This is a genomic window from Rhizobium sp. CF080 (genome assembly GCF_000282095.2).
Lineage (GTDB): Bacteria > Pseudomonadota > Alphaproteobacteria > Rhizobiales > Rhizobiaceae > Neorhizobium.
Genome location: NZ_AKKC02000004.1, coordinates 1627599 through 1651426, shown reverse-complemented (window position 1 = coordinate 1651426; position 23828 = coordinate 1627599). Strand labels below are relative to the sequence as shown.

Below are 23828 nucleotides of genomic sequence, written 5' to 3'. Positions count from 1 at the left end.
GATATGACCAAACCTGTTTTCCTAAGTGGCCTGTTGCCTGCCTGCCCGACGCCGGTGTTTGCCGATGGCAGCTGTGATGTAGCCGGCATGATGGCGTTGATCGGCTATATGATCGAGCATGGGGTCAATGGAGTCGTGCCACTCGGCGGTACCGGCGAGTTCACCGCGCTTTCGCAAAGGACGCGCATTCAGGCGGTCGAAGCGAGCGTCGAAGCGGCTGCAGGCAAAATCCCGGTTGTCGCCGGCGTGCTGTCGCCGGGCTTCGGCGACGCGGTTGATGTCGGGCGCGACTTCAAGGCCGCCGGCGCCGACGCCGTGATGGTGATCGTTCCGTATTACGCCCGCAACGATCAGGTCGGCGTCATTCGGTATTTTCAAGCCTATCGCGAAGCCGTCGATCTGCCGATCGTGCTCTACGACAACCCGGCGCGAAGCCACTTCGTGCTGACACCCGATACGATCGCAACCCTTGCTAACGATGGCACCGTCATCGGCATGAAGGCGTCGAATACCGACCTTTACCACTTCGACCACGTCATGGAGCGGGTAACCCCGGATTTCCAGATGCTGAGCGGTCAAGATACGCTGTTCACCCAGCAGGTCAGCCAAGGCGCCCGTGGTGGTATCCTGACTTCGGCTGTGCTCGTACCCGGCGTCTGGAACGAGATCCAGGCGCTGGCCGAGGCAGGCAAGTTCAAGGAGGCGCTTACGTTGCAGCGCAAGCTGAGCCCGCTGATGGATAAGTTGTTTGCCGAGGAAAACCCGTCGCCGCTCCGCTATGCGCTGGAGTTGATCGGTCTTGCGAACGGCCCATCGCTATTGCCGCTCGGCCAGGTTTCTTCCGGCCTGAAGCAAAAACTCTTCGAGGTGCTGTCGAGCCTGCATGCCGATGGCATCTTGCCCATCAAACCGGTCCAAAGGCCCTGACTTCTATGCATGACGACGAAGACGCCAGCCTAAGCAGCCTCTATCGCGAAGCGGCCGGTAGGGGAGCCGACTTTTCGGCGCTCGATGGAAAACACGAAGTCGAAGTTGCCATCGTGGGCGGTGGGTTGACCGGCCTGTCGGCGGCATTTCACCTTGCCGAAGCGGGCACCAGCGTTGCCGTTGTCGAAGCCCGCCAGCCGGGGTGGGGCGCGTCCGGCCGCAATGGCGGGCAGCTCAACCCGGGCCTGAAATTTGACCCCGACGCGCTGGAGGCGATGTTCGGCCCTGAGCGGGGCAGGGCACTGGTCGATCTCGCTTGGCTTGGCCCGGATTTTACCCTTTCACTGATCCGCCGGCTGGGCATCGATTGCGATGCGCGGCAGAACGGCACCATTCGTGCAGCGAGCCATGGCAGGGCCGTCGATATCCTGAAGCACACCGTGGAGAAATGGCAGCATTACGGCATGCCGGTCCGGCTTCTGGACGCATCGGCCACCACCGCGGCCACGGGCACCGACCGCTACCGGGCTGCGATGCTCGATCTCAGGGGCGGCGACGTCAGTCCATTAAAGCTGGTGCGCGGGCTTGCCGCAGCCGCGTCGTCGGCAGGTGCTGCCATTTACGGCGACAGCGAAGTCAAGTCGCTCACAGACCGCAGCGGCAGCTGGGTTTTGGAGACATCGAGAGGCTCTGTTGCCGCGAAGCGCGTGCTGATCGCGACCAATGGCTATACGGACGACCTGTGGCCCGGCCTGCGCCGCTCGGTCATTCCGGTCTTCAGCGCGATCGCTGCGACCGAACCGCTGGGTGGCAGGCAGGCATCGCAGATCATGCCCTCGCGCTCGGTGCTCTACGAATCGGGCAATATCACCGTCTATTATCGGATGGACGCGCAAAACCGGCTGCTGATCGGCGGGCGCGGTCCGATGCGGCCGCTGTTTTCCGCCGATCTGCTGCCGAACCTGACTGGTTATGCGAAACGCCTCTGGCCATCGCTGTCGCAGGCGACATGGACGCATGGCTGGAACGGCCGGGTGGCGATGACCGGCGATCATTTGCCGCATCTGCACAATCCGGCGGAAGGCGTGTTTGCCTTACTGGGCTATAACGGCCGCGGCGTGGCGCTCAGCACCGCCCTTGGGCCTCACCTCGCAAAACTTCTTCAGGGCGGGGCGGTGAAGGATTTTCCGCTGGCGGTCTCGCCGGTCGAGCCGATCGCCTTCCACCGTTTCTGGCCGATCGGCGCCAAGGTCGCAATCTGGCATGGCCGCATGAAGGACCGGCTTGGCATCTGATCGATGCCCGCCTTCGCATTCCCGCTTTTCAGAAACATACGACCCTAAATCTTGTGAGATACATGACCGATATTTTGTCTTTCCACGCTCCTCTGACGCTCGACATTGGAGAGTTCAAGGTGAAACCGACGTCCATAGACGAGGGGCAGACAGAAGCCTCCCTGCAGTTCTGGGAAAGATCCGATGGCGCGATTTCAAGCGGAATCTGGGAATGCACACCCGGCCGTTTTGCCACGACGCGCGAGGCGACCTCGGAGACATGTTTTCTGTTGACCGGGCGTGTGACCATCCACAGCCAGGATGGACGGTCGTACTTCTTTGGTCCCGGTGACATGTTCACCCTGCCGCTCGGCTGGAGTGGAACCTGGGAAGTGCACGAGACCGTGCGAAAAGTCTATTTCATTTCGGCCGGCGATGCGGGCCAGTAGAATTCAGCGTGGCCTAAATTAAATTTAAGCGCAGTCAAAACCAGCGCGGCGACGCTCCTCTGACGACAGAGTTCCATAATAGCACGTTGTGCAGCAAAGGTTGGATTTTCAACAACTTGAGAAAGTGAACGGCAGGGGTCGACAGTTCGAATTGGCTCAAGACGCTTCCTAGCAATCGATGGCGTCCCTACAGCTATGATGCTCGCGGGCATGAGGAGGATCAACGTTCCTGTCCTGCCTGCCTTTGCTCCAATGCAATCTGCAGCCGCGCTCCGATCCCGCGAAACGGCTCCGGCGGAAGCCAGTTTGCAGCTTTCATGGCAAGGCGGTCCGAAAGTAGGCGGGAATCGATGCCGCAGGCAAGCTCTGCCAGAAGCTTGCCTTGCACAGTGCCGCGGACGACGCCTGCTCCACCGCAGCCGACGGATGCATAGATCCCCGGTCTGACCTGTCCGAAATAGAAACCGCCATTGTGGGTGACGGCTGTCAGCCCGCCCCAAGTATATTCCAGCTCGTGGCTGCGCATAAGCGGGAAACGGTTGCGGTAGAGCGTCGTCAACATGCGACGTGCATCGTCCGTCGAAAGTTCGCTTTCGTAGGAGTCGCCGCTTCGTATCAGCAGACGACGACCGGTCTTGCGCAATGTCGTCCCCATGCGATGCGCCGGCAGGATACCCCAGTCTGGTTCCTCGCCCAACTTCTGCAGATCGTCGTCGCCAAGTTCCGGCGTGAAGGCGCCATAGGTATAAATACCGACCATGCGATTGCGGGCGATGCCAAGCGACCTGGCATGCAGGTTGTTGGCGACAAACAGGCGGTCGCACCGGAATTCGCCGCGATCGGTCGCCACGTCGACTGGCGAGTTCCCGCTGAAACCCCGGACCGTGGTGTTCTCCAAAAGCGTAACGGCAGCCGGAAGCGTATCCGCAAGCCCGCGATGCAGCGCGGCGGGCTGGATCAACGCCTTTGTCAGCGACTGCAGCCCGTATCGGTAATAGTCCGTTCCCGTAATCCGTCGCAGGTCCTGCCGATCGTATTCCTGGGTATCGAGGCCCCATCCCATGTAGGTCACGCGTGTTTCGCGAGCCGTCTTCTCTACGCCCGGTGTCGCTGCAGCGGTGATTGCCAGCGGGTTATCGTTCCAGTTGCAATCTATTCCGTTGGATCTGACGAGCGAGCGGAGCAGTTCGAAGCCTTCGCCGACCAGACCCATCTGCCTGCCTGCCCAGTTCTCCCTAAAGCCGGCGGCATTGGCGCTGGGTTCGCCGGGGTTGATCAGGAGATACCCGGAATTTCGTCCGGAGGCGCCTTCGCCGATCGTCGATGCCTCGATCAGCAGAACTTCCTCTTTCAGTGCCAGCTCAGCAAGCCGGCGGGCGATCGCCAGTCCGGTAAAGCCCGCGCCGACGACGATCGTACGAAAACGCCGGCCTGAGGGCAGGTCAGTCTTCGGTTGACGTGTTGGCAGAAAGGCATTCCACCCTGATCTCGAATTGTAGGCAGGTGCATGTTTCATAACGCATCTCCGTGGACCTCACGATGGGCTCCGACGAGAGCCTAGCTATCGCGATGACCCCATCCAAGGATGCGAAGCGACCTTTTTTGATAGGATATACTTATCGAAGTTATGTTTTGCACGTACTGGATCTATGTGCCGGGGTCCGACAGAATGAGCCGAGTGACGGAGCTGCTGGCTGAAGCGCTTCGGTTTTAGGAAGGGCTGCCCGATGTCCGGTCATGTTTCCCATGCGGCCCACTGGGGTACGTTCACTGCGAGATGGGATGGCGAGCGGCTGGACGTCCGGCCGCATCCGTCCGATCCCGATCCGTCTCCGATCCTGGGGAATCTCAGTGATGTCCTGCGGCACCGCGCCCGTATCCTGAAGCCGGCGGTTCGAAAGGGGTGGCTGGAGAAGGGGCCGGGTTCGGGGCACCGCCGGCTGGATGATGTCTTCGTCGAGATGGAATGGGAAGACCTCCTGCCGATCGTTGCCCGAACGATCGGCGAGGTTCGCGACCGGCATGGGCCTGAAGGCGTTTACGGCGGTTCCTACGGCTGGTCGAGCGCCGGGCGCTTCCATCATGTTCAGAGCCAGGTCCATCGGTTTTTGAATGTTTCGATCGGCGGCTACGTGCGATCGGTCAACAGTTACAGTGCGGGTGCTTCGTCGGTGATCCTGCCGCGGGTGATGGGCCCGTTCGAGGCGCTCTCGCGCCACAACGTGACCTGGGACCAGGTCGTCGCGGACACGGATCTCGTGCTTGCATTCGGCGGCATGGCGCTCAAGAATTCCAACATCGCCCGCGGCGGCATCACCTCCCATATCGAACGGGGCTCCATGGCGCAGGCCGCTGCCTGCGGCTGCAGGTTCCACCTTTTCAGCCCGTTGCGAGACGATTTTCCACCGGAGGCGGGGGCGATCTGGCACCCGATAAATCCGGGGACCGATGTCGCGGTCATGCTCGGGCTCTGCCATATGATGCTGATAGAGGGACGTCATGATCGAGATTTCCTCGATCGCTACTGCACGGGTTTCGATGTGTTTGCCGCCTATTTGGAAGGGCGCGACGACAAGCAGCCGAAGACGGCGCAATGGGCGAGCGCAGTTTCCGGCGTTCCCGTGGAAACGATCGTCGAGCTTGCGCGGGAGATGACGCAAAGGCGCTCCCTCGTGACGGTGGCGCATGCGCTGCAAAGGGCGCGGTTCGGCGAACAACCCGTCTGGGCCGGTGTCGCGCTCGCGGCCATGGCCGGCCAGATAGGATTGCCCGGCGGCGGCTACAATTACGCTCTTGGCGCCATGGGACACACGGGACGACGCCTCAATTCCGTCCCCATCCCGACCCTGTCGCAGGGGACCAACGGCGTCGCGAATTTCATTCCGGTCGCACGGATCTGCGACATGCTGCTGAATCCCGGTTCGACCTATCAGTTCGATGGCCGGGACATGACCTACCCGGATATCCACCTGGTCTATTGGGCAGGTGGAAACCCCTTCCATCATCATCAGGACCTCAACAGGCTGCAACAGGCCTTTGCCGTGCTGGAGACGATCATCGTTCAGGAGAATGCCTGGACGCCGATGGCACGATCCGCCGATATAGTGCTTCCGGCGACGATGACCCTGGAGCGCGAAGATATCGGCGCTGCGGCGACCGATCCGAGATTGATCGCCATGAAAAGGCTCGCTCCGCCGGCCGGCGCGGCACGCGACGACTACGAGATATTTTCAGAGCTTTCACGGCTGATGGGGACGGAGCGTGCCTTTACCGAGGGGCGGGACGCGCGCGGTTGGATGGCGCATCTCTACGAACCGACGCGCAAGGCGCTCGCGGACAGAGGATGGGATGCGCCGGATTTCGAGGAATTCTGGCGGCGTGGGGAACTTGCCCTGCCTTCGGCGCCCGACGACGGCGGACTGCTTCGTTCGTTCCGGTGCGATCCGAAGACAACGCCACTGCCGACTCCGAGCGGACGGATTGAACTGTTTTCCAAGACCATTGCTGATTTCGGGTATGATGATTGCCCCGGTCATCCCACCTGGTTCGCACCCGAGGATCAACCCGACAGCAACCATCCTTTCGTGCTTGTCGCCAATCAACCCGCGACGCGGCTGCACAGCCAGCTCGATTTCGGGGCCTACAGCCAGTCGTCGAAGGTTCGTGGACGGGAGCCGGCTCGGCTTAACCCTCAGGATGCGGCTGCACGTGGCATTGGCGACGGCGACATCATCCGGATATTCAACTCGCGTGGCGCCTGCCTTGCCGGTGCCGTGCTGAGCGACGGCGTGATGCCGGGTGTCATCAACCTTTCGACCGGTGCCTGGTTCGACCCGATTGAGCATGATGTGAACCGGACCGAATGCCGCCATGGCAACCCCAACACGGTAACCCGCGACGTCGGCACCTCGAAACTAGCCCAGGGATGTTCCGGCCAGGTGACCATAGTGGATGTGTGCCGCTACGACGGCCCGCTCCCTCCCATCCAGGCCTACGACCCACCAACACTGGTTGGCTGCTGAGCAAGACGATTAGGAGACTGCCCATGCGTCCTCTCGACGGGATACGCATCCTCGACATGACCTCTGTTCTGATGGGGCCATACGCTACCGCCATCCTCAGCGACATGGGCGCCGAAGTCATCAAGATCGAGCCGGTCGGGGGAGACATATTGCGCCATGCCGGTGCCAGTCGCGGCGGCAGCATGGGTGGCATGTTCATGCATTCCAACATCGGCAAGCGCAGTGTCGTGCTCGACCTCAAAACGGAAGGCGGGCTGGATGCGCTGCTGCGTATTGCGCAGACCTGCGATGTGCTTTTCTACAACATCCGTCCGAAGGCGATGGAACGGCTGGGACTGGGCTACGACAAGGTAGCGGCGATCAATCCCGGCCTGCTTTATGTCGGCGCCTTCGGTTTCGGTCAAAACGGCCCCTACGCTGATCGCGCCGCCTATGACGACCTCATTCAGGCCGCATCGGGGATACCGATGCTGATTGCCCAGGCTTCCGGCGAGGCACCCGCCTATGTGCCTGTCAACATGGCAGATCGGATCGTCGGCCTGCATGCGGCGATTGCAATCGTTGCCGGCCTTCGCCACCGCGACCTGACCGGTGGCGGGCAACGCATCGACATGCCGATGTTCGAGACCATGGTGAGCTTCGTGCTCGGTGACCATATGGGTGGGTTGTCGTTCCAGCCATCGCTCGATCAGGGCGGCTACCGCCGCCTGCTCTCTCGCGGCCGAAAGCCCTTCGCCACCGCAGACGGCTATCTCGGTGCCGTCATCTATACGGATCAGCACTGGCAGCGTTTTCGCGCCCTGGTGGGCGACCCAGTGAAGCTTGCCGACAGCAGATACCGGACATTTGCGGGGCGCCAGGAGAATATCGACGAGGTGAACCAGTGCCTGACGGAGATATTTGTGACAAAAACGACGGCGCAATGGGAAGAGCTTCTCAATGCGGCCGACATACCCTGCATGCCGCTGCATTCCCTGACCAGCATCATGGACGATCCCCACCTCAAAGCTGTGGGTTTTTTCGAGGACGGCCAGCACCCGGTGGAGGGCCGGATCAGGACGATGCGGGTTCCTTCGACCTGGAGCGTATCGCAGCCCGAGCATTCGGGGCCGGCACCGGTGCTCGGACAGGATACGGAACATGTGCTGCGGGAACTAGGCTATTCCGAAGAAGAGATCTTAGGCCTCGTCAAGGAAGGTGCCGTCAGGATCGTCGCACCGGAGACCGCCTGACGTCCGATAGCAATTGATATCGATTGGACTTCGCCTATGCTGCCGCCCCGTGAATGCAAAAAAGCGAGGCTGCAGTTGGACGCGCCAAAACGCCGTGGTTTCGGCAACATCGAGTTGCGGCATCTCCGCTACTTCATGGCGATTGCCGAGGAGATGAGTTTTGCAAGGGCCGCCGAGCGCCTGGGGGTCGCACAGCCCGGGCTGAGCCAGCAGATCAAGATCCTCGAAGATCTACTCGAGGTGCGGCTGTTCGATCGCTCGCGGCGCAAGCCGAGCTTCACCCTGGCGGGCGAACTGTTCTACGAGGAAACGCGCAAGATCATAACGCAGCTCGATGTCGCGACCCAGATCGCGCGGCGCGCGGCGCGCGGCGAGGTCGGCAGGCTGGCCGTCGGTTATGTCGGGTCGGCCGCTTATACCGGCATGCTGACGCGGGTCATCGGCGAGTTCCGGGAAAATCATCCATCGGTCGAGCTTCACATCTCGGAGCTTGAAATGCTGCGCCAGCTCGATGCCATCGCCGAAGGGCGGATGGATATCGGCTTTATCCGCCCGCCCGCACCGCTGCCCCGCAACATCGATACGATCCCCATCCTTTTCGAGGATCTCGATATCGCCCTGAATACCAGACATCCCGCGGCTGATCAGGCCGAGGTCGATCTGAAGGATCTTGCAGGCGAAGACTTCATCATCCCCGTGCATTCTTCCCAGATCAGCTTTCATCACCATACTACCGTTGCCTGCCAGAAAGCCGGCTTCCAACCGCGCTTCGGGCCGCATGGCCGTGATTTCATGACGATCGCCAGCATGGTCTCGATCGGGCTTGGCGTGGCGCTTGTGCCGCGCTCCACTCGGTGCATCCAGCTGCCATCCCTGGTCTACAGGCCGATCAAGGGGCAGCACGTGAAGGCTGAACTAGCCGTCGCGTTCCGGCGTGGCGATCATTCGCCGATCGTGCGCTCCTTCATTGTAATTACCCGCCATCATATGCAGCAGATGACCGAAGCGGGACGCACTGTCTCTGGCTCGTCTGATAAGTCCTGATTATCAAATTAAAGCTCCAGCAATATTGTGATGATCATCCAGCTGTCATTTAATATGTTGACGGCGGTCGCATTCGAATGTCCGCCATAGTCGAGATCGCAGCAGAATGTGCACCGCGTAATCGCCTGCGCGCATGTGTCCAGCATTCTCATTAGGGTGGAAGGCAGCAAATTGTCCGACTGGCAGCAGCGTGCAGGGGTTATTTTTCGATGTGAGAAGGCCCCGGTGACAGGATCTCGCGGCGTGGCCGTGACCAATCATCCGCTGGCCTCTGCGGCTGCGATGGAAATGCTTGCGGCGGGCGGAAATGCCTTCGATGCGACAGTCGCATCGCTATTCGCTCTGACGGTGGTCGAGCCTATGATGGTCGGGATCTTCGGCGGAGGCACTTCGGTCGTCCATCTCGCCAACGGCGACCTGCATGTCTTTGACGGCCTGGCAACGGCACCTGCAAGCGCAACACCTGACGGCTACACGCCGATCTCGGAAAGCTGGCCCGACTATATGGAAACCAAAGGCCGGCAAAACAGGGTCGGCCCCAAGGCGATCGCCGTACCGGGAAATCTCAAGGCATGGTGTCAGATGTCGGCTGATTTCGGCCGGCTGCCTCTCAAGCGGGTTCTGGATCCGGCGATCCGCTATGCGGAAGAGGGATTTGTGCTGTCTCCTTATCTTGCCACCTGTATCGGCGAGATCAGTCCGGACCTGGCGCTCGACGAAGCGATTGCTGCGATCTTCCTGCCGGGCGGTAAACCGCTGGCGGCCGGCGAGATGCTTGTCCAGAAGGATTACGCCGAAACGCTGAGAGCCATCGCCGATTTAGGGGCTGAAGCGCTTTTGGCGGGTGAACTCGGCAACGATGTCCGCGCTTTCCTGAAGAATTCCGGTACATGGGTAACGGAAAAGGATATCCGCGATTACAAGGTGATCCGACGCGAACCCGTCCGCGGAATCTATCGCGGTTTCGAGATCATAGGCCCGCCACCCCCATGTTCGGGCGGCGTACAGACCATCCAGGTGCTGAACCTGCTCGAAGCCGCGAACGTGTCGGCCGAAGGATTTGGCACCGTATCGACGCTGCACCGACTGATCGAGGCCATGAAGGTTGCTGCAGCAGACCGGCTTGCCGTGACGGCCGATCCGGCGTTCGTCGACGTGCCGCTGGAACGGCTGACATCGAAGGCCTATGCGCAGGAAAGGCATGGGGACTTCGATCCGGAGCGCGCCCGCCGGCAGGAAGCGAAAATTCTCAGCAACGAGTCGGCCAACACTACGCATGTGACGATCGCGGATGGCGACGGCAACGTCGTGACATCGACGCAGACGATTAACAGCCTGTTTGGAGCGCGCGTGGTCATTCCGCAAACCGGAATAATCGCCAACAACTACATGTATCTGTTTGACCCTCATCCTGGCAAAGCGTTGTCGCTGTCACCTGGAAAACGGATCACCAGCGGGATAACCGCCCTTATTGCCAGAAGGGAGGGCAGGCTCGCATTCGCTCTCGGGCTTCCGGGCGCTCATCGTATTCCGGCGTCGGCAATGCAGGCGGTCATCAACCTCATCGATCACGGCATGTCGATCCAGGAGGCTGTCGAAGCCCCGCGGGTCTTTACCTGGGGCCAGGAAGTCGAAGTCGAGATGGAATTTTCCGAGGCCGTCAGGGAGGGGCTCGCGCAGAAGGGACACGAGATCGTGCCCTCGGCTCATGTGGCAGGCGGCATGGGAGCGATCCAGTTCCACGCGGATGGATCGATGACCGGAGCCTCGTGCTGGCGCGCAGACGGCGTGCCAATGGCGGCCGGCGGCGGTCCAGCCCGCGCCAACACCTCGTTCTGGCCGGACCCGCGCCGCGGCAAGGCGTACTGATAAAAATAAACAACGATAACAGAAACTTCAGAGGAGAATTGCAATGGATATGAACCGTCGTGAAGCGCTGCTGTTCACCAGCAGTGCACTTCTTTTTGCCGCTACCCGACCCGGTCTCGCCAGCGCACAGGGGCAAAGCGTCATCCGTTTCGCGCCGCATGCCGCGTTGAGGGTCCTCGATCCGGTCACCACCAATGCCTACATTACCCGCAACCACGCCTTCATGGTCTATGATACTCTTTTCGGCATGGATTCCGCCTATGTGCCGAAGCCGCAGATGGTCGATACTTGGAAAATGTCGGATGATGGCCTGACCTGGGATTTCCATCTCAGAGAGGGTCTCGCCTTCCATGACGGAGCACCGGTGACGACCGGCGATGTCGTTGCCTCCATCAAGCGGTGGTGGCAGAAGGATGTCGTCGGCCTGCGCCTCAAGGCCGTGACGAAGGAGATTGCCGCAGCCGACGAGCGCAGCTTCCGCGTGTCTCTGACCGAGCCCTTCGGCATCATGCTAGAGGCTTTCGCACGACCGACTTCTATCCCGCTTTTCGTGATGCCGAAGCGTATTGCCGATCTCCCGCCGGCGACCGTTCTGGAGGAGGTAGTCGGTTCCGGCCCCTATCGCTTCGTCAAGGAGGAGTTCCGGCCGGGTGTCAGCTGGGCCTATGTCAAGAACGACAAATATGTGCCGCGCAAGGAGCCTGCGGATGGGCTGTCCGGTGGCAAGGTGGCAGCCGTCGATCGCATCGAGGTGATCTGGTTTCCGAGCCCGGATACGGCGATGAGCGCCCTGCAGAACAAGGAGCTCGATATCATCGAGTCGGTCAGCCCAGACCGCAAGCCGATCTTTGACGGTTCCGATATCACGGTCATCGCAAGGGCAAGCCCGACCGTTTCGACGATCCGCTTCAACTGGGCGCAGGCCCCCTTCAACAACGTCAAACTGCGCCAGGCGGTGCAGGCGGCCGTGACCCAGCGAGATTATCTGGACATCGTGGTCGGCAATCCCGACGACTACCGCATATGTGGCGCGCTGTTCGGCTGCGACACGCCGCTGGAATCCGCCGCCGGCTTCGCCGACAAGGGTACTCCGGACCTGGAACGGGCGAAACAACTGGTCAAGGAGTCAGGCTACAAAGGCGAGAAGGTCGTCATCATCACGCCTGGTGACGTGGCCTCCTTCTCAGCGCTGGCACCGATGACCCAGCAGATTCTCGCCTCGATCGGCATCGCAAGCGAAATCCAGACGATGGAATGGAGCGCCTTCCTGACGCGGCGTGCCAATTCTGGCCCGGTGGCTGAGGGTGGTTGGAACCTCGCCCATGCTGTCTTCGACGGGATCGACCTAATCTCGCCGCTGGGTAACATGAATTTCGATGCCCGCGGCAAGGCCGGCTATACCGGTTTCATCGACGACACGGAAACGGAGACGTTGAAGACGCAATATCAGCGCGAACCCGATCCGGCCAAGCAGAAAGCGATCGCCGAGGAAATGCAGAAGCGCGCCTATGACCAGGTCTTCTACATTCCGCTCGGAACCTACAAGCAGTTCATCGCGCTGAGGCCGGAGTTGAAGGATTACGTCAACTCTCCAGTCGTCGTTCTCTGGAACGTGGCCAAGAGCTGATGCTGCGACTAATAATCCTTCGCACGGCGTCGGCCGTCCCGGTGATGTTGATTGTCGCCGTGATCGTGTTTCTCCTGCTTCGGCTGAGCCCGGGTGATCCGGCGACGATCATGGCCGGTGATGCAGCGACGCCCGCAGAAATCCAGGGTCTACGGGTGAGTATGGGGCTGGATCAGCCCTTGCCGCTGCAGTTTCTAGCCTGGATCGCAGGCGTCGTGCAGGGAGATCTGGGGCAATCCATCCTCTCGCGCATGCCGGTGAGCGACCTGATCGCCGATCGCCTGGGACCGACGCTGATGCTTGCCCTCTGTGCCATCGTCGTCACGGTTCTGGTCGCCGTGCCGCTCGGAGCGCTGGCAGCCTGGCGGCACAATACCTGGGTCGACTGGGTGGTTATGACGCTGTCGGTCCTCGGTTTCTCGATTCCGGCTTTCGTGGTCGGCTACCTGCTGATGTTGTTCTTCTCCATCAGCGCCGGCCTGTTGCCGGTGCAGGGATATGTCAGTCCGCTGGTCGACCCGGCGGCGGCGATGCGGCATCTCATACTGCCATCGCTGACCCTGGCGCTGGTGCTCATGGCGCTTATCGCCCGCGTCACCCGCTCCAGTCTTCTCGAAGTGCTCGGGCAGGATTTTGTCCGCACGGCGAAGGCTAAGGGCAATCCTGCCTTCCGCATGCTCTGGCGGCATGCGCTGCCAAATGCGGCCGTGCCGATCATCACGGTGATAGGTCTCGGCATCGCGCTGCTGATTTCCGGCGTGGTGGTGACCGAGAGCGTGTTCAATATTCCCGGCATCGGGAGACTGACCATCGATGCAATCCTGGCGCGGGATTATCCCGTGGTACAGGGGCTGATGCTGTTCTTCGCATTCATCTATGTCGGCGTAAACCTGCTGATCGACATTACCTACATCATCGTCGATCCGCGCATTCGATATTGAGGACAGGGCTTTGGCATCTCAAACGTCCACGCTTCCCGGTCGCTCGGCTTCCTGGCAAGCTCTTGTTTCCCGCAACCTGCTGATGCTCTCCTGCGTCGCGGTGTTGCTAATCATCATCCTTGTGTCGCTGATCGGGCCATGGTTCGTGGCCGGTGATGCGACAATGGTGCGTCCGCGCATGCGTCTCAAGGCCCCGTCCGAACTTGCCTGGTTCGGAACAGATGCCATGGGCCGCGATGTGTTTGCGCTTACCCTCGAAGGCGCCAGGCTCTCGCTTCTGGTGGGGTTCATGACTGCAGTCAGCGGTGGTCTCGTAGGAACGGCGATCGGGCTGATAACCGGATATTTTCGCCGGCTCGATGGTTTCGTCATGCGCATCATGGATGCGATCATGGCGATCCCGAACATTCTGTTCGCGGTGGCCGTCGTCTCCCTGCTTGGCCCCAGTCTCCTCACCATCGTCGGTGCGCTCGTCTTCAACGAGATCCCGCGCGTCGTACGCCTCGTCCGCAGTGTCGTCCTGAGCGTGCGCGAGGAGCCTTACGTGCATGCGGCAGTCGGGATGTCGATCCCGGCGCGGCTGATCCTGATACGCCACATCCTGCCAAGCTGCATCGCTCCGCTGATCGTCCAGACGACCTACATATTCGCGGCCGCCATCCTCTCGGAGGCCGTGCTCGGCTTTCTCGGCGTCGGGTTCCCGCGAGGCACGCCGACCTGGGGCAACGTGGTCGCGGAAGGCCGCGCGGTTTTCCTGCGCGCGCCGTGGACCATCATCGCGCCCGGCATGGTTCTCGCCATCACGGTCATGTCGGTGAACCTTCTCGGAGATAGTCTGCGCGACTGGCTCGATCCCACCCTGTCTCGTCGCGCAAAGGTGCATTCATGACCGCCTCGTCGTCAACGGACGTTCCGATCCTCAAGATCAGCGATCTCAGCGTCGCTCTTCCTTACGGCCTGGATCGGGCCTACGCCGTCGAGGGCATCTCGCTCTCGGTCAGGCCGCGGGAAATCGCCTGCGTGGTCGGGGAGTCCGGTTCGGGCAAATCGGTTACGGCCTCGGTGGTCATGGGGCTCTTGCCGAATGCGCTGCGTCTTGCGGGCGGCTCCATCAAGCTCGAGGGCGAGGAAATCGGCGGGGCGCCGGAAGCACGCATGAATGCGTTGCGTGGCAACCGCATGGCGATGATTTTCCAGGAGCCGCTGACCGCACTCAATCCGGTAATGCGCCTCGGCGACCAGATTGCCGAAGTGCTGGCACTGCACAGGAAGGAAATGGGCAAGACCGCCGTGCGCAAGCGCGTCCTGGAACTGATGGAGGATGTGCGTCTTCCGTCGCCGGAGACAATCTACGGGCGGTATCCGCACCAGATCTCCGGCGGACAGCGCCAGAGGGTGATGATCGCCATGGCGCTTGCCATGGAACCGGCCCTGATTATTGCGGACGAACCGACGACGGCACTCGACGTCACCACTCAGGCCCAGATCCTGCAGCTGTTCCGGGAACTGCTGGTCAAGCACGACAGCGCAATCCTGATGATTACCCACGATTTCGGCGTGGTGGCTGACGTCGCGGACCATGTCACGGTGATGCAGCACGGGCGTGTGGTCGAAAGCGGGAAACCCGACCAGGTGCTCGGCAATCCGCAGCATGCCTATACGCGCGAGCTGATAGCGGCTGTGCCTCGGCTGCGTTACCTGCCCGATCTGGAACCGGCGATGCCGATGCTGGAGGTGAAGGACCTCCATCTCACCTACCGCCAGGCCGGCTGGATCCGCAAGAGCCAGGCCGTTCATGCGCTTGCCGGCGTGAGTTTCTCGCTCGCGCCACGTCAGACGCTGGGCATAGTAGGCGAATCCGGATCCGGCAAAAGCACGCTTGCCAAGGCTGTGCTGGGCTTCGAGACCCCGAGCAGCGGCCAGATCCTGTTCTGCAAGCAGGACCTGTTTTCGCTATCCCAGACGGCTCTCGCCGGCACACGCCATCGCATCCAGATGATCTTCCAGGACCCCTATAGCTCGCTCAATCCGCGCCGCCGTATCGGCCAGTCGTTGGTCGAAGGCCCGATGCGTCACGGCAAGTCTTCGGCCGAGGCACGCCGGCGTGCTGTCGAACTGCTGGAACTGGTGGGCCTGCATCCGTCTTCCATGGACCGTTTCCCGCACGAGTTCTCGGGGGGCCAGAGACAAAGGCTCTGCATCGCCAGGGCGCTCGCTCTGGAACCAGACGTCATCGTCGCCGATGAGGCCGTATCGGCGCTCGACGTGACGGTTCAGGCGCAGGTCCTCGAACTGTTCAAGTCGCTTCAGAGCGAACTCGGTTTCGCAATGCTCTTCATCACCCACGATCTCCGCGTTGCCTCCAATATCTGCAACCGCATCGCCGTCATGAGCCGCGGCAAGATCGTGGAGATGGGAGAGGCGAGGGAGATCTTCGAAAACCCGCAGAACGCCTACACGCGAGAGCTTCTGGCGGCGCTGCCCGGCTCCGAACTTCGCTGACGGCTGAAAGGAAACCCATGGCCGGATTGTATTACGAGGAGTTCGTCGTTGGCCACGAATTCCGCCATGAATTGAGCCGCACGGTGACGGAAGCGGACAATATGAGCTTCAGCCTTATGACGCTCAACCCGCAGCCGCTTCATATCGATGCGCATTTCGCCGCACAGAGCGAGTGGGGTCAGCCTTTGTTTAACAGTCTCTGCACTCTGGCGATCATGATAGGCATGAGCGTTCAGGATACGACGCTCGGCACGACTGTCGGCAATCTCGGCATGTCTGATATTCGGTTCCCGAAACCTGTCTTCCACGGCGATACTTTGCGCAGCCGCACCACCGTGTTGTCGAAGCGCGAAAGCAAGTCGCGTGGGGATGTCGGTCTGGTAGAGTTCGAACATACCTGCCTCAATCAACGCGACGAGGTGGTAGCGATTTGCAAGCGCATGGCGATGATGCGCAAGAGGAGCGCAGGCTGATGCGTTCCTTCCTTTTCGTGCCGGCCGACAGCATAGCCAAATTCCGGAAGGCGAGCACCGGTGAGGCCGATGCCCTGATCCTCGATCTGGAGGATTCCGTTGCACCCGACGCCAAGGACAAGGCAAGAGAAATGCTGGCGGAGATGCTTAAGGCGCCGCGCAACCGCCAGCAGCTGTTCGTTCGGGTGAACGCCCTCGACACCGGCCTGAGCCTCACGGATCTGGTATCCGCCATGCCGCATCGACCCGATGGCATAGTGCTGCCCAAATCCGCGCATGGAGACGATGTCGGGAAACTGGCGGCTTGGCTCGATGCGCTTGAGGCAGCCTATGACATTGAGGCAGGGACGACGGACATCATCGCTATCGTTACGGAAACGCCCGAGTCCCTGTTCAATCTCGGCAGTTACAAGGATGCGAGCCCGAGGCTCGCAGGCATGATGTGGGGCGCGGAGGATCTGGCCGCGGCTTTTGGCGCGACGCACAATCGGACCGGCGACGGTTTTTTTGCCGCTCCGTTCCTGATGGCCAGAAATCTTTGCCTTGCGGGGGCGGCCGCGGCGGGGGTGATGGCGATCGATACGGTCTGCACGAATATTGGCGACGTGGAGGCCCTTTTGAGCGAGGTGCGGGAGGCCCGCCGCGACGGTTTTGGCGCCAAGGCGGTCATCCATCCAAGCCATGTCGATCCGGTCAATCGGGCATTCACCCCGACCAGCGAGGAGGTCGACTGGGCTCGGCGGGTCGCCGCGGCGTTTACCGACGAGCCCGCAGCCGGCGTCATCCGTATCGACGGTAAGATGGTGGACAGGCCGCACCAGCGCCAGGCGCGAAAGATCCTGGAGGCAGCACGTTCGGTCCGGCAAAGGTCGTGATCGCCTCGCTTCGCCAAACCAGAATAGCAACAGGTCGAGATCACTGTCAGGAGTATCACGCCATGGCGAGAAGTATTGCACTTCAGCAGTTTATCGATGCTGCATTCGTAGCGTATGACCGCTTTGCGGTAGATCGGCGCAGCCGCGAACCACTGCAGCGGATGGCTTCTATGTTACAGACGCCGGCGCGCGAAAGGGAGGGGCAAGGACTGCGTCTTCCGGTCTGCGCGATACTTGACGAAGCGCTCGATCACGATATGGGCCAGGCTGAACTCACCGATCTGGTTGCAAAGTTTCGTCCTATTGAGTCGCGTCTGATCTGGGACCTTAAGGAACGGCCGGACACATCCGCCAGCACCAATTTCGCGCAAGGGCATGCCAACGGCATGATCCTCGGACCGGGTGGAATAGAAGAGCGGAACGACGTGTGGCTGGGCGTGACGCTGATGGCGCCGGATGTTCGATACCCGGACCATGGCCATCCACCGGAAGAAATCTATCTTGCCCTGTCGCCCGGCGAGTTCAGGCAGGGAGGGGGCCACTGGTTTTCGCCGGGCGTCGGCGGTTCTTTCTACAACGTTCCCGGGATCAAACACGCCATGCGTTCGACCGACCGACCATTCTTCGCTTTTTGGGCTCTGCCTCTGATCTAAGATTCCGGATCTGCCCCGAGCGCCCTCCGAACGGTTCGATGTTTTGATCGAGGCGAGTTTCGAGTGCCGTCAGGGTCCGTTCAGATGGAGGTCCAAGCCTATCATGCTTACTGGATAAGCGCGAAAGACTCAGCCCACGGTGGGGGCATCCTCATGGCTCTGTTGCAAAAAAATCGGCTTGGTTAGTGGAACCGGTATTCCGCACTGATGGCTGTCACGCTGCTTGCCCTTCGAGATGTTGAGCGAGTAATGTCGCGGCCTCTGTGAGCGCGCTCGGCCCGATGCCGAAGGCCCGTTCGACGATGCGCGCTTCGCCACGCACGTCGCCGGTCAGGTTAAAAATCGCAGCCTGACCCTTGCGCAGCGCCCGCATTACCTCGAAACCTTGATCGTCGCGTAAGCCGTCGTCAACGTCTTGAAACCCCTGACCGGACGGATCAACTGTTTCAGCCTGCCGTGATCGGCCTCGACGACCTTGTTCAAATATTTGACCTAACGGTGCACAAGTTCCTCACGGCATTTACCTTCAGCCTTCAATTCCGCAATGGCAATGCCATAGGTCGGAGCCTTGTCGGTGTTGATGATTGTGAACTTTTCCCAATCCTTCAGGCCGTTCACGGTTTTACCAAGGAATCTCTTGGCGGCCTTGGCATTGCGCGTCGGCGACAGATGGAAATCAATGGTGTTGCCGAGTTTGTCGACGACCCGGTAGAGGTACGTCCATTGGCCGCGGACTTTCACATAGGTTTCGTCGACGCGCCAACTCGTCGATCGCGGTCGCCACCAATGCCCACGCAGCCGCTTTTCCATCTCCGGTGCGTATTTCTGGGCCCAGCGATAGATCGTCGAATGATCGACAAGGGACGCGGGGCTCACCCATCGTTTGTTCAAGATAGCGGCAATATCACCCAAAGAATGACCTCGCCCTCAAAATGGCCACTTGAAATCCGACATCACCACTCTCGACAATCAAATGGTAGCTTTTGCCAACCAAACCGAATTTCTGCAACAGAGCCTTCGACGGACCTAGGCGCCCACTTTACCGATCGCCTCCTTGATGAAGCGCATGCTCGTTCCCAGACTTGTCTGGATGTTGGCGTCGGCCTGGACGACCGGCGCGAAAGGCTCGTAGGAATATGCGCCCTCGTAGCCCATACCGGCCAGTGTCTTGAGCTGCTCGACATTCCTCAATTGGTCGGCCTCGTCTATCAGAACGCGATGCCGGTCTTCCATCTCGTCAAGCGCCAATGTCGGATCGACCACGCCGGAGATGTGCACGATCCCGGTCCATTCTGGGAAAAACTCAGTTTCACCCGCGATATGATGATGGAAGGTGTCGTGCACCAGCCGGAACCGATCTCTCCCGCCGATCGCCTCGATCGCCTCGATGGCTTCGCGCTTGCGGCGCAGCGAAGACGTCGTGAAGCCGAGGGGCTCCACAAGCGCTATCAGGTCCGCCTCGTCGAGCAGCGGCAGGATCAGGGCGAGCGCGCCTCGTAGATCGGAAAGGCGCTCCTCGTCCGTCTCCTTTGTACCCGCGTTGCTCGGGATGAGACTGATTGACTCGGCTCCGGCTTCCTTCGCTTGGTCTATCAGAAGCTTGATCTTGTCCTTCATCTCATCCGACCAGCGATTGAAGCCGTAGGCCTCGGAAAGGCCCAGCAGCCGAACGCCCTTGCCGCGTGCATATTCGCCGATCGCCCCAGGTTTGTCGCCATCAAAGAACACTCGCGTGGTGAGGCCCTTCTCGGCAAGGTCGTTCCGAAGTTCGACGCCGACGCAGCCGAGTTGAGACGCGACATCGATCAACTCGCGGCTGTTCAGCCGAGGAGCGGCCATATGGTTCAGAGCGAAATTTATCGTGCTGGCCAAGTCAGTTCTCCTTCCGCCGGTAGCCGCCCGGTGGGCAGGTGTCCGCACTATCGATGTTAGATTTCAGGAGGCGCTTTTTTCCATTGCCCGGGGCGGCGGTCGACTCCTCCTAAACCCCGGCCATGGTCTCGGTCTAGATGAAATCGGACCCTCGATCGCGGTCGCGCGGGGAAGCATAGATGATTCGCCGTTCTCACTCAGCGGTCGCTTTCATCGCGTCGCGTAAAACGGGCCAAGGGGTCAGGCCTCATCGAATCTCTCTTTTTTCCAATCCGCACGGGGCCTCTTTATGGACGATCGAAAGCGGCTGACGAAAGAACTCCACCAGGAAATCAAGGACGTTGCATTCGATCTGTTGCTCGAACTTTACAATAATGAGGCAAAGTACTCTTTGGCGCCCTTCTCAACCGAGGTCTGCGGGGTCAATCCGCGATCCTTTCGGCGCTCTCGCCCAATGCCGACGAAAACCACGACTTCTCAGGCTCGGGGGTCATCGTATGTCATCGACAAGGCGGTCACAATCCTGGTGAGCCAAGGGGCGCCGATCCTACTTGACGCAGTTGGCTCGGCATTCAGTTCCGGGCGGGGAATAATTCGACTAGCCCGATCACCTACCCAAGTCACTCGGGCTCCAGGGCAGGGGAGGGAAGAAAGCCACTCTGTCAATCGTTCTCGAGAGCATCGTGAAATACGTTGCGATAGCCTCATGCGAGAGCCACACGCTTGCCTCGCGGTTTTTCGAGACGGCTGCATCTGACCAGTTCTCGGAACTGATCAGAACGCTCTTTCCGTCCACGATGCGTCGTTCACCACGGGCGGCGCGCCAATACGACGGACGCACTATATTCGTCTTCCAGCGGAAACACCCCTCCCATGCTGGCTAGTCCCGCAATTTGAGCTTCGTCGAGATGTGAGAGGACATGGGTAAAAAAGCCGGAATTCATCCCGAAATCGTAGAAGTCCTCGAAGTCAACAAAGCTGACTTTTTTCGTGAAGCGCTCCACTGAGACAACATCGAGCCCGGCATTCGCACAGAAGGAAACGATGGTTTCGGTGTTGGCAGGTGCCGGATTTTTCTCCTGGATGAATTCTTCCGAGAACAACGTCCGAGCAAGCGAATATATCCGAGGAAAAGCTTCGAACGTGGTGCTGACTATCGAATAGTGGCCTTTAGGTTGCAGAAGTTTCGCTGTGCTCTCCACAATGTCTTCGCCGTCCACAAATGTTGTCAGAAAATGCATGAGCAACAAGTTCATGCTGTTCCGCATAAAGTGCCGATCGGTGTTGGCCACGTCGTCACGGATGGAATGGAAGGCGAGCTTGGTTTCGGCGATCCTCAGCATTTCCGCTGAGAGGTCTATGCCATGCAGCGCGGCGCGCGGAAAAAACCTCTGCATCGCGACAAGCGATTGGCCGGTTCCCACAGCTAGATCCAGGACATTCCTGACATCATCTGCAGGCACAAACTTTTCGATCTGCTGAAACGCGAGATTCCTGCCTCCCGAAAGCAGGCCTCTTTCGTCGCGATCGTAAGTGCCCGCGACGCTCCGATCGTAGAGTTCACCGATATTCATGGTGGTCGTAGTCCTTATATTTGATGATTTGACGCCACCGGCTCGGGGTAGGTGGTAAAGCCCTGTGGCAACAGGGGCATGGTGAACTACACCACGATAAACTTGCAGGTTGCGGCCGCGACCTGCAAACCTGGACTCCCGCGACGAGGCCGAGCCGTCAGCGCACAGACGTCGCCGAGGAAGTCGGTCATCAAGCATGTCGGCGAATGTGGCCCGCGCACGCGACAGCGGGCTTTTTGGCGTCGCGATTTCGCAGTTCCTGATCCCAGATGGCATCAAATGGAAATACAGGCTGGGTGCTGTAAATGTAAAGATTGCGCAGAGCAAATGAGGTGGAATATGGATGCCACTGCTGCCGTCGATGTGCCCGCACGGGTTGGAGAGATTGAAAAGAACGGACAAGCTTGCCCGTGCCGGCTTCGCTTTCCATGTTCAGGGGTGAGCGGTGAAGAACAGGATGCCGTTCGCCGCGACGACGAACGAAAGGTCGCGCGGGGCACTCTCTGTCACAGCAGGATAGCGTTTGGCGAGGCTGTGCTCGTCCCTATGGACCCCGCAACGACCTGGTGCGCTGGGTTGCCGACCGGCCGTCAAGCGACCCGTTTTACCGCCGTGGGCAATCGCCGGGTCAAGAATGTTTCTCCCCTGGGCGACGCCACTCATGGAATTGCACCTTGTAGCTAGACCAGCTTGTTGAGGCGGTCCGGGTTGCTTCTCAGGATCATGGGAGTAACATCGAAACGTGTCCCGGCAGTGCCCTATTGTCGCCAGCCAAATCGATAGCACCTGAATTAATCAATTCCACGGCCAGAGATGAAGGCGGTCGCGTGATTTGATTTGTCGTTGGCGCAAGCGACGATATCCGATGCGACCGCACAACCCCAATGACTGTGTCAAGACACCGGGCGTCGGCAAGTCTAGATCAGTGACGTCGGTGTCCAGATGGGAGATGCCGAGATGTTCAAGATGTGTTCAATCCTGACGCTTCTGATGGGCTTCGCATCAGCGACGTTAGGTGTAGCCGCCGCGGAGGAGGGAGAATATTACGACGGAACTTTCCGATCGGGATATTCTGCTCCAGACTACATTGTCACCTCCGCCATCGGCAGCTTTGATGAGAAGCGCGATTCTCGCGACATAGCGAGGAACAGAGGTGGCCGCGACAACAATTGGCCGGCCGTGAATGAAGGTATACCTCTTTCCGACTGATGCTCAAACTAAGAAAATGATCGGCCGCCGAAGGTAGCAGCTTGGCGGCCGGCGCGCAGGCCGAGCTCAAGATGCAGCTCACGCCAGAGCTTGAAGTCGAGAAACAAGTCTCGGAGTTGATCTGTTGTCGGGTCGCCGATCACCGCTCGCCGGGTCCGCCTCTCACATATCCCAAACGGGCTGGCTAAGAAATAGGAGGAAGTGAGTTCCAGCCGCCCTATTCAGCCGACCTGAATCCGATCGCCCGCAGCTTCGACGCCATTGCCCAAGCCCTCGGCGATATCTGCAATCTTCTCTCCCTCATAGAATGGAAAGCCGTAACGGGCCGGTTGCCTGATCTCGGGGCGTAGCAGGCTCGTTCGATCATAACTCGATAACCTGACAACTCCCTGCCTGGTGATCCGGGAAGGCTGCGGATACGAATCGGCGGGCCGGGCCCCGTCTTCCAAAGCTGATCGTACCGGCTTTGCAGAGTGTGTCGCGCCCCCCGTACGAGCGGAACACTATTGCGCAACTCCGATGCGTTGCGGCAGTGAGGAAATGAAGTCGGTCAACTGATCGCCCAAAAGCTGGACGTGGTCACTCGCCGCCTTTTGCGCGGCGTCCGGATCGCCCGCGTCGATTGCGTCCATGATCCGCACGTGCTCGGTCAGCGTTCCAAGCATACGTCCCGGCTGATAGGTGGCACGCAACCGGTAGGCGCCGATCCGACGGCGCAGTTGGATAGCCTGTTCGGCAATGAAATGCGTGTGGGCTGCATCGTAGAGTAGGTCGTGGAACTGCTGGTTGATCTTGTAGAAGGTGACCGGATCGCCGACCTCATAGGCCTTGACGAGTTCTTCATGAACCGCCCGCATGGCGGCCCGCTCGGTCGGCGTCGCGCGACGAGCGGCGAGCTTGGCGCATAGCCCTTCGAGTGAAGCCATGACATCGAACATCTCGATGATCGCCGGAATCGACAGAAGGGCGACATGCGTGCCTTGGCGTCCGCGCGTTTCTATCAGGCCTATGGCGAGCAACGATTTGATCGCTTCACGAACCGGCGTGCGCGAAAGCCCGAACCGGCGCGACAATTCCATCTCGTCCAGCCGCTCTCCGGGCGCCAGACGGCCGTCCAGGATCATCTCCTCGAGATGATCACGCAACTCGTCCGATCGTGTCGCCTGACGTGCCGTGCCGACACCGGATATGCGAACCGCATCTTGGTTCAATTGGAATGCTCCTTTGCCGGCCTTGCTCGTGACCGGTCGGGCTTTAGTGGCGCGCATATATGTTTATTTCTCTG

Annotated in this window: 20 protein-coding genes and 2 pseudogenes; 17 read left to right on the top strand and 5 right to left on the bottom strand. The window is 60.2% G+C overall.

Annotated elements, in window-relative coordinates; genetic code table 11:
• Positions 1 to 3: 3 nt before the first annotated feature.
• The 3 genes from dapA (at position 4) to PMI07_RS14540 (ending at position 2650) form a co-directional block, all read left to right on the top strand.
• A complete protein-coding gene (dapA, locus tag PMI07_RS14550) occupies positions 4 to 927 on the top strand; it encodes a 4-hydroxy-tetrahydrodipicolinate synthase (RefSeq protein WP_007767624.1) in 924 nt (307 codons plus the stop codon).
• Positions 928 to 932: 5 nt separating this feature from the next.
• Positions 933 to 2222 (top strand): FAD-binding oxidoreductase, encoded by a 1290-nt coding sequence (locus PMI07_RS14545; protein WP_024163817.1) that lies wholly within the window; start codon positions 933 to 935, stop codon positions 2220 to 2222.
• Positions 2223 to 2284: 62 nt separating this feature from the next.
• The gene (locus tag PMI07_RS14540) at positions 2285 to 2650 is read left to right on the top strand and encodes a cupin domain-containing protein (RefSeq protein WP_007771610.1); all 366 of its coding nucleotides are present in this window, start codon (positions 2285 to 2287) and stop codon (positions 2648 to 2650) included.
• 220 nt (positions 2651 to 2870) lie between these two features.
• Here the strand turns inward: PMI07_RS14540 and PMI07_RS14535 are convergent, their stop codons facing one another.
• Positions 2871 to 4166, bottom strand: a complete 1296-nt coding sequence (locus tag PMI07_RS14535) for an FAD-binding oxidoreductase (RefSeq protein WP_007771609.1) — start codon at positions 4164 to 4166, stop codon at positions 2871 to 2873.
• Between the two features lie 211 nt (positions 4167 to 4377).
• Between PMI07_RS14535 and PMI07_RS14530 the strand changes: the two genes are divergently transcribed.
• The 11 genes from PMI07_RS14530 to PMI07_RS14480 all read left to right on the top strand — a co-directional run bounded on the left by PMI07_RS14530 (position 4378) and on the right by PMI07_RS14480 (position 17888).
• On the top strand, positions 4378 to 6672 hold the full coding sequence (locus PMI07_RS14530; RefSeq protein ID WP_007771608.1) for a molybdopterin-dependent oxidoreductase: 2295 nt from the start codon (positions 4378 to 4380) through the stop codon (positions 6670 to 6672).
• Between the two features lie 23 nt (positions 6673 to 6695).
• A complete protein-coding gene (locus PMI07_RS14525) occupies positions 6696 to 7904 on the top strand; it encodes a CoA transferase (RefSeq protein WP_007771607.1) in 1209 nt (402 codons plus the stop codon).
• 75 nt (positions 7905 to 7979) lie between these two features.
• Entirely contained in the window at positions 7980 to 8948 is a 969-nt protein-coding gene (locus PMI07_RS14520) for a LysR family transcriptional regulator (RefSeq protein WP_245277140.1), read from the top strand.
• 225 nt (positions 8949 to 9173) lie between these two features.
• Positions 9174 to 10817: a gamma-glutamyltransferase gene (gene ggt / locus PMI07_RS14515; RefSeq protein ID WP_280949765.1), complete on the top strand. Its 1644-nt coding sequence runs from the start codon at positions 9174 to 9176 to the stop codon at positions 10815 to 10817.
• A 43-nt stretch (positions 10818 to 10860) separates the two neighbouring features.
• The gene (locus tag PMI07_RS14510) at positions 10861 to 12444 is read left to right on the top strand and encodes an ABC transporter substrate-binding protein (RefSeq protein ID WP_007771604.1); all 1584 of its coding nucleotides are present in this window, start codon (positions 10861 to 10863) and stop codon (positions 12442 to 12444) included.
• Entirely contained in the window at positions 12444 to 13385 is a 942-nt protein-coding gene (locus PMI07_RS14505; protein WP_007771603.1) for an ABC transporter permease, read from the top strand. The genes PMI07_RS14510 and PMI07_RS14505 overlap by 1 nt, the downstream gene beginning before the upstream one ends.
• A 10-nt stretch (positions 13386 to 13395) precedes the next feature.
• The gene (locus PMI07_RS14500; RefSeq protein WP_007771602.1) at positions 13396 to 14274 is read left to right on the top strand and encodes an ABC transporter permease; all 879 of its coding nucleotides are present in this window, start codon (positions 13396 to 13398) and stop codon (positions 14272 to 14274) included.
• Positions 14271 to 15887, top strand: a complete 1617-nt coding sequence (locus tag PMI07_RS14495) for an ABC transporter ATP-binding protein (protein ID WP_007771601.1) — start codon at positions 14271 to 14273, stop codon at positions 15885 to 15887. Before PMI07_RS14500 ends, PMI07_RS14495 begins: the two co-directional genes overlap by 4 nt.
• 17 nt (positions 15888 to 15904) lie before the next feature.
• Positions 15905 to 16360, top strand: coding sequence for a MaoC family dehydratase (locus PMI07_RS14490; protein WP_007771600.1), 456 nt, complete (start codon positions 15905 to 15907; stop codon positions 16358 to 16360).
• A complete protein-coding gene (locus tag PMI07_RS14485; RefSeq protein WP_024163816.1) occupies positions 16360 to 17235 on the top strand; it encodes a CoA ester lyase in 876 nt (291 codons plus the stop codon). Before PMI07_RS14490 ends, PMI07_RS14485 begins: the two co-directional genes overlap by 1 nt.
• Before the next feature lie 62 nt (positions 17236 to 17297).
• On the top strand, positions 17298 to 17888 hold the full coding sequence (locus tag PMI07_RS14480; protein ID WP_007756260.1) for a dimethylsulfonioproprionate lyase family protein: 591 nt from the start codon (positions 17298 to 17300) through the stop codon (positions 17886 to 17888).
• 214 nt (positions 17889 to 18102) lie between these two features.
• On the opposite strand, the pseudogene PMI07_RS34060 reads toward PMI07_RS14480, so the two are convergent.
• Together PMI07_RS34060 and PMI07_RS14465 are read right to left on the bottom strand one after the other, a co-directional pair.
• Positions 18103 to 18835 (bottom strand): annotated as a pseudogene (locus PMI07_RS34060) (IS6 family transposase).
• Between the two features lie 79 nt (positions 18836 to 18914).
• Entirely contained in the window at positions 18915 to 19760 is an 846-nt protein-coding gene (locus tag PMI07_RS14465; RefSeq protein WP_007756263.1) for a TIM barrel protein, read from the bottom strand.
• A gap of 301 nt (positions 19761 to 20061) precedes the next feature.
• Between PMI07_RS14465 and PMI07_RS35635 the strand changes: the two are divergent.
• Positions 20062 to 20315: pseudogene (locus PMI07_RS35635) on the top strand (hypothetical protein); the annotation flags it as partial.
• Positions 20316 to 20566: 251 nt separating this feature from the next.
• Here the strand turns inward: PMI07_RS35635 and PMI07_RS14460 are convergent.
• Positions 20567 to 21334 carry a class I SAM-dependent methyltransferase gene (locus tag PMI07_RS14460; protein WP_007756265.1) on the bottom strand — a complete coding sequence of 256 codons (768 nt, stop codon included), beginning with the start codon at positions 21332 to 21334 and terminating at the stop codon, positions 20567 to 20569.
• A 196-nt stretch (positions 21335 to 21530) separates the two neighbouring features.
• Here PMI07_RS14460 and PMI07_RS35975 point away from each other — a divergent pair, with 196 nt between their 5' ends.
• Together PMI07_RS35975 and PMI07_RS14455 are read left to right on the top strand one after the other, a co-directional pair.
• The gene (locus PMI07_RS35975; protein ID WP_280949764.1) at positions 21531 to 21665 is read left to right on the top strand and encodes a hypothetical protein; all 135 of its coding nucleotides are present in this window, start codon (positions 21531 to 21533) and stop codon (positions 21663 to 21665) included.
• A gap of 626 nt (positions 21666 to 22291) precedes the next feature.
• Positions 22292 to 22543, top strand: coding sequence for a hypothetical protein (locus tag PMI07_RS14455; protein ID WP_007756271.1), 252 nt, complete (start codon positions 22292 to 22294; stop codon positions 22541 to 22543).
• Between the two features lie 503 nt (positions 22544 to 23046).
• Here the strand turns inward: PMI07_RS14455 and PMI07_RS14450 are convergent.
• Positions 23047 to 23754: a GntR family transcriptional regulator gene (locus tag PMI07_RS14450; protein ID WP_197032496.1), complete on the bottom strand. Its 708-nt coding sequence runs from the start codon at positions 23752 to 23754 to the stop codon at positions 23047 to 23049.
• Between the last annotated feature and the right edge of the window lie 74 nt (positions 23755 to 23828).

Coding starts and splice junctions, on each gene's coding strand:
- dapA (WP_007767624.1), top strand. CDS start 4: ATGACCAAACCTGTTTTCCTAAGTGGCCTGTTGCCTGCCTGCCCGACG.
- PMI07_RS14545 (WP_024163817.1), top strand. CDS start 933: ATGCATGACGACGAAGACGCCAGCCTAAGCAGCCTCTATCGCGAAGCG.
- PMI07_RS14540 (WP_007771610.1), top strand. CDS start 2,285: ATGACCGATATTTTGTCTTTCCACGCTCCTCTGACGCTCGACATTGGA.
- PMI07_RS14535 (WP_007771609.1), bottom strand. CDS start 4,166: ATGAAACATGCACCTGCCTACAATTCGAGATCAGGGTGGAATGCCTTT.
- PMI07_RS14530 (WP_007771608.1), top strand. CDS start 4,378: ATGTCCGGTCATGTTTCCCATGCGGCCCACTGGGGTACGTTCACTGCG.
- PMI07_RS14525 (WP_007771607.1), top strand. CDS start 6,696: ATGCGTCCTCTCGACGGGATACGCATCCTCGACATGACCTCTGTTCTG.
- PMI07_RS14510 (WP_007771604.1), top strand. CDS start 10,861: ATGGATATGAACCGTCGTGAAGCGCTGCTGTTCACCAGCAGTGCACTT.
- PMI07_RS14505 (WP_007771603.1), top strand. CDS start 12,444: ATGCTGCGACTAATAATCCTTCGCACGGCGTCGGCCGTCCCGGTGATG.
- PMI07_RS14495 (WP_007771601.1), top strand. CDS start 14,271: ATGACCGCCTCGTCGTCAACGGACGTTCCGATCCTCAAGATCAGCGAT.
- PMI07_RS14490 (WP_007771600.1), top strand. CDS start 15,905: ATGGCCGGATTGTATTACGAGGAGTTCGTCGTTGGCCACGAATTCCGC.
- PMI07_RS14485 (WP_024163816.1), top strand. CDS start 16,360: ATGCGTTCCTTCCTTTTCGTGCCGGCCGACAGCATAGCCAAATTCCGG.
- PMI07_RS14480 (WP_007756260.1), top strand. CDS start 17,298: ATGGCGAGAAGTATTGCACTTCAGCAGTTTATCGATGCTGCATTCGTA.
- PMI07_RS14460 (WP_007756265.1), bottom strand. CDS start 21,334: ATGAATATCGGTGAACTCTACGATCGGAGCGTCGCGGGCACTTACGAT.
- PMI07_RS35975 (WP_280949764.1), top strand. CDS start 21,531: ATGTCGGCGAATGTGGCCCGCGCACGCGACAGCGGGCTTTTTGGCGTC.
- PMI07_RS14455 (WP_007756271.1), top strand. CDS start 22,292: ATGTTCAAGATGTGTTCAATCCTGACGCTTCTGATGGGCTTCGCATCA.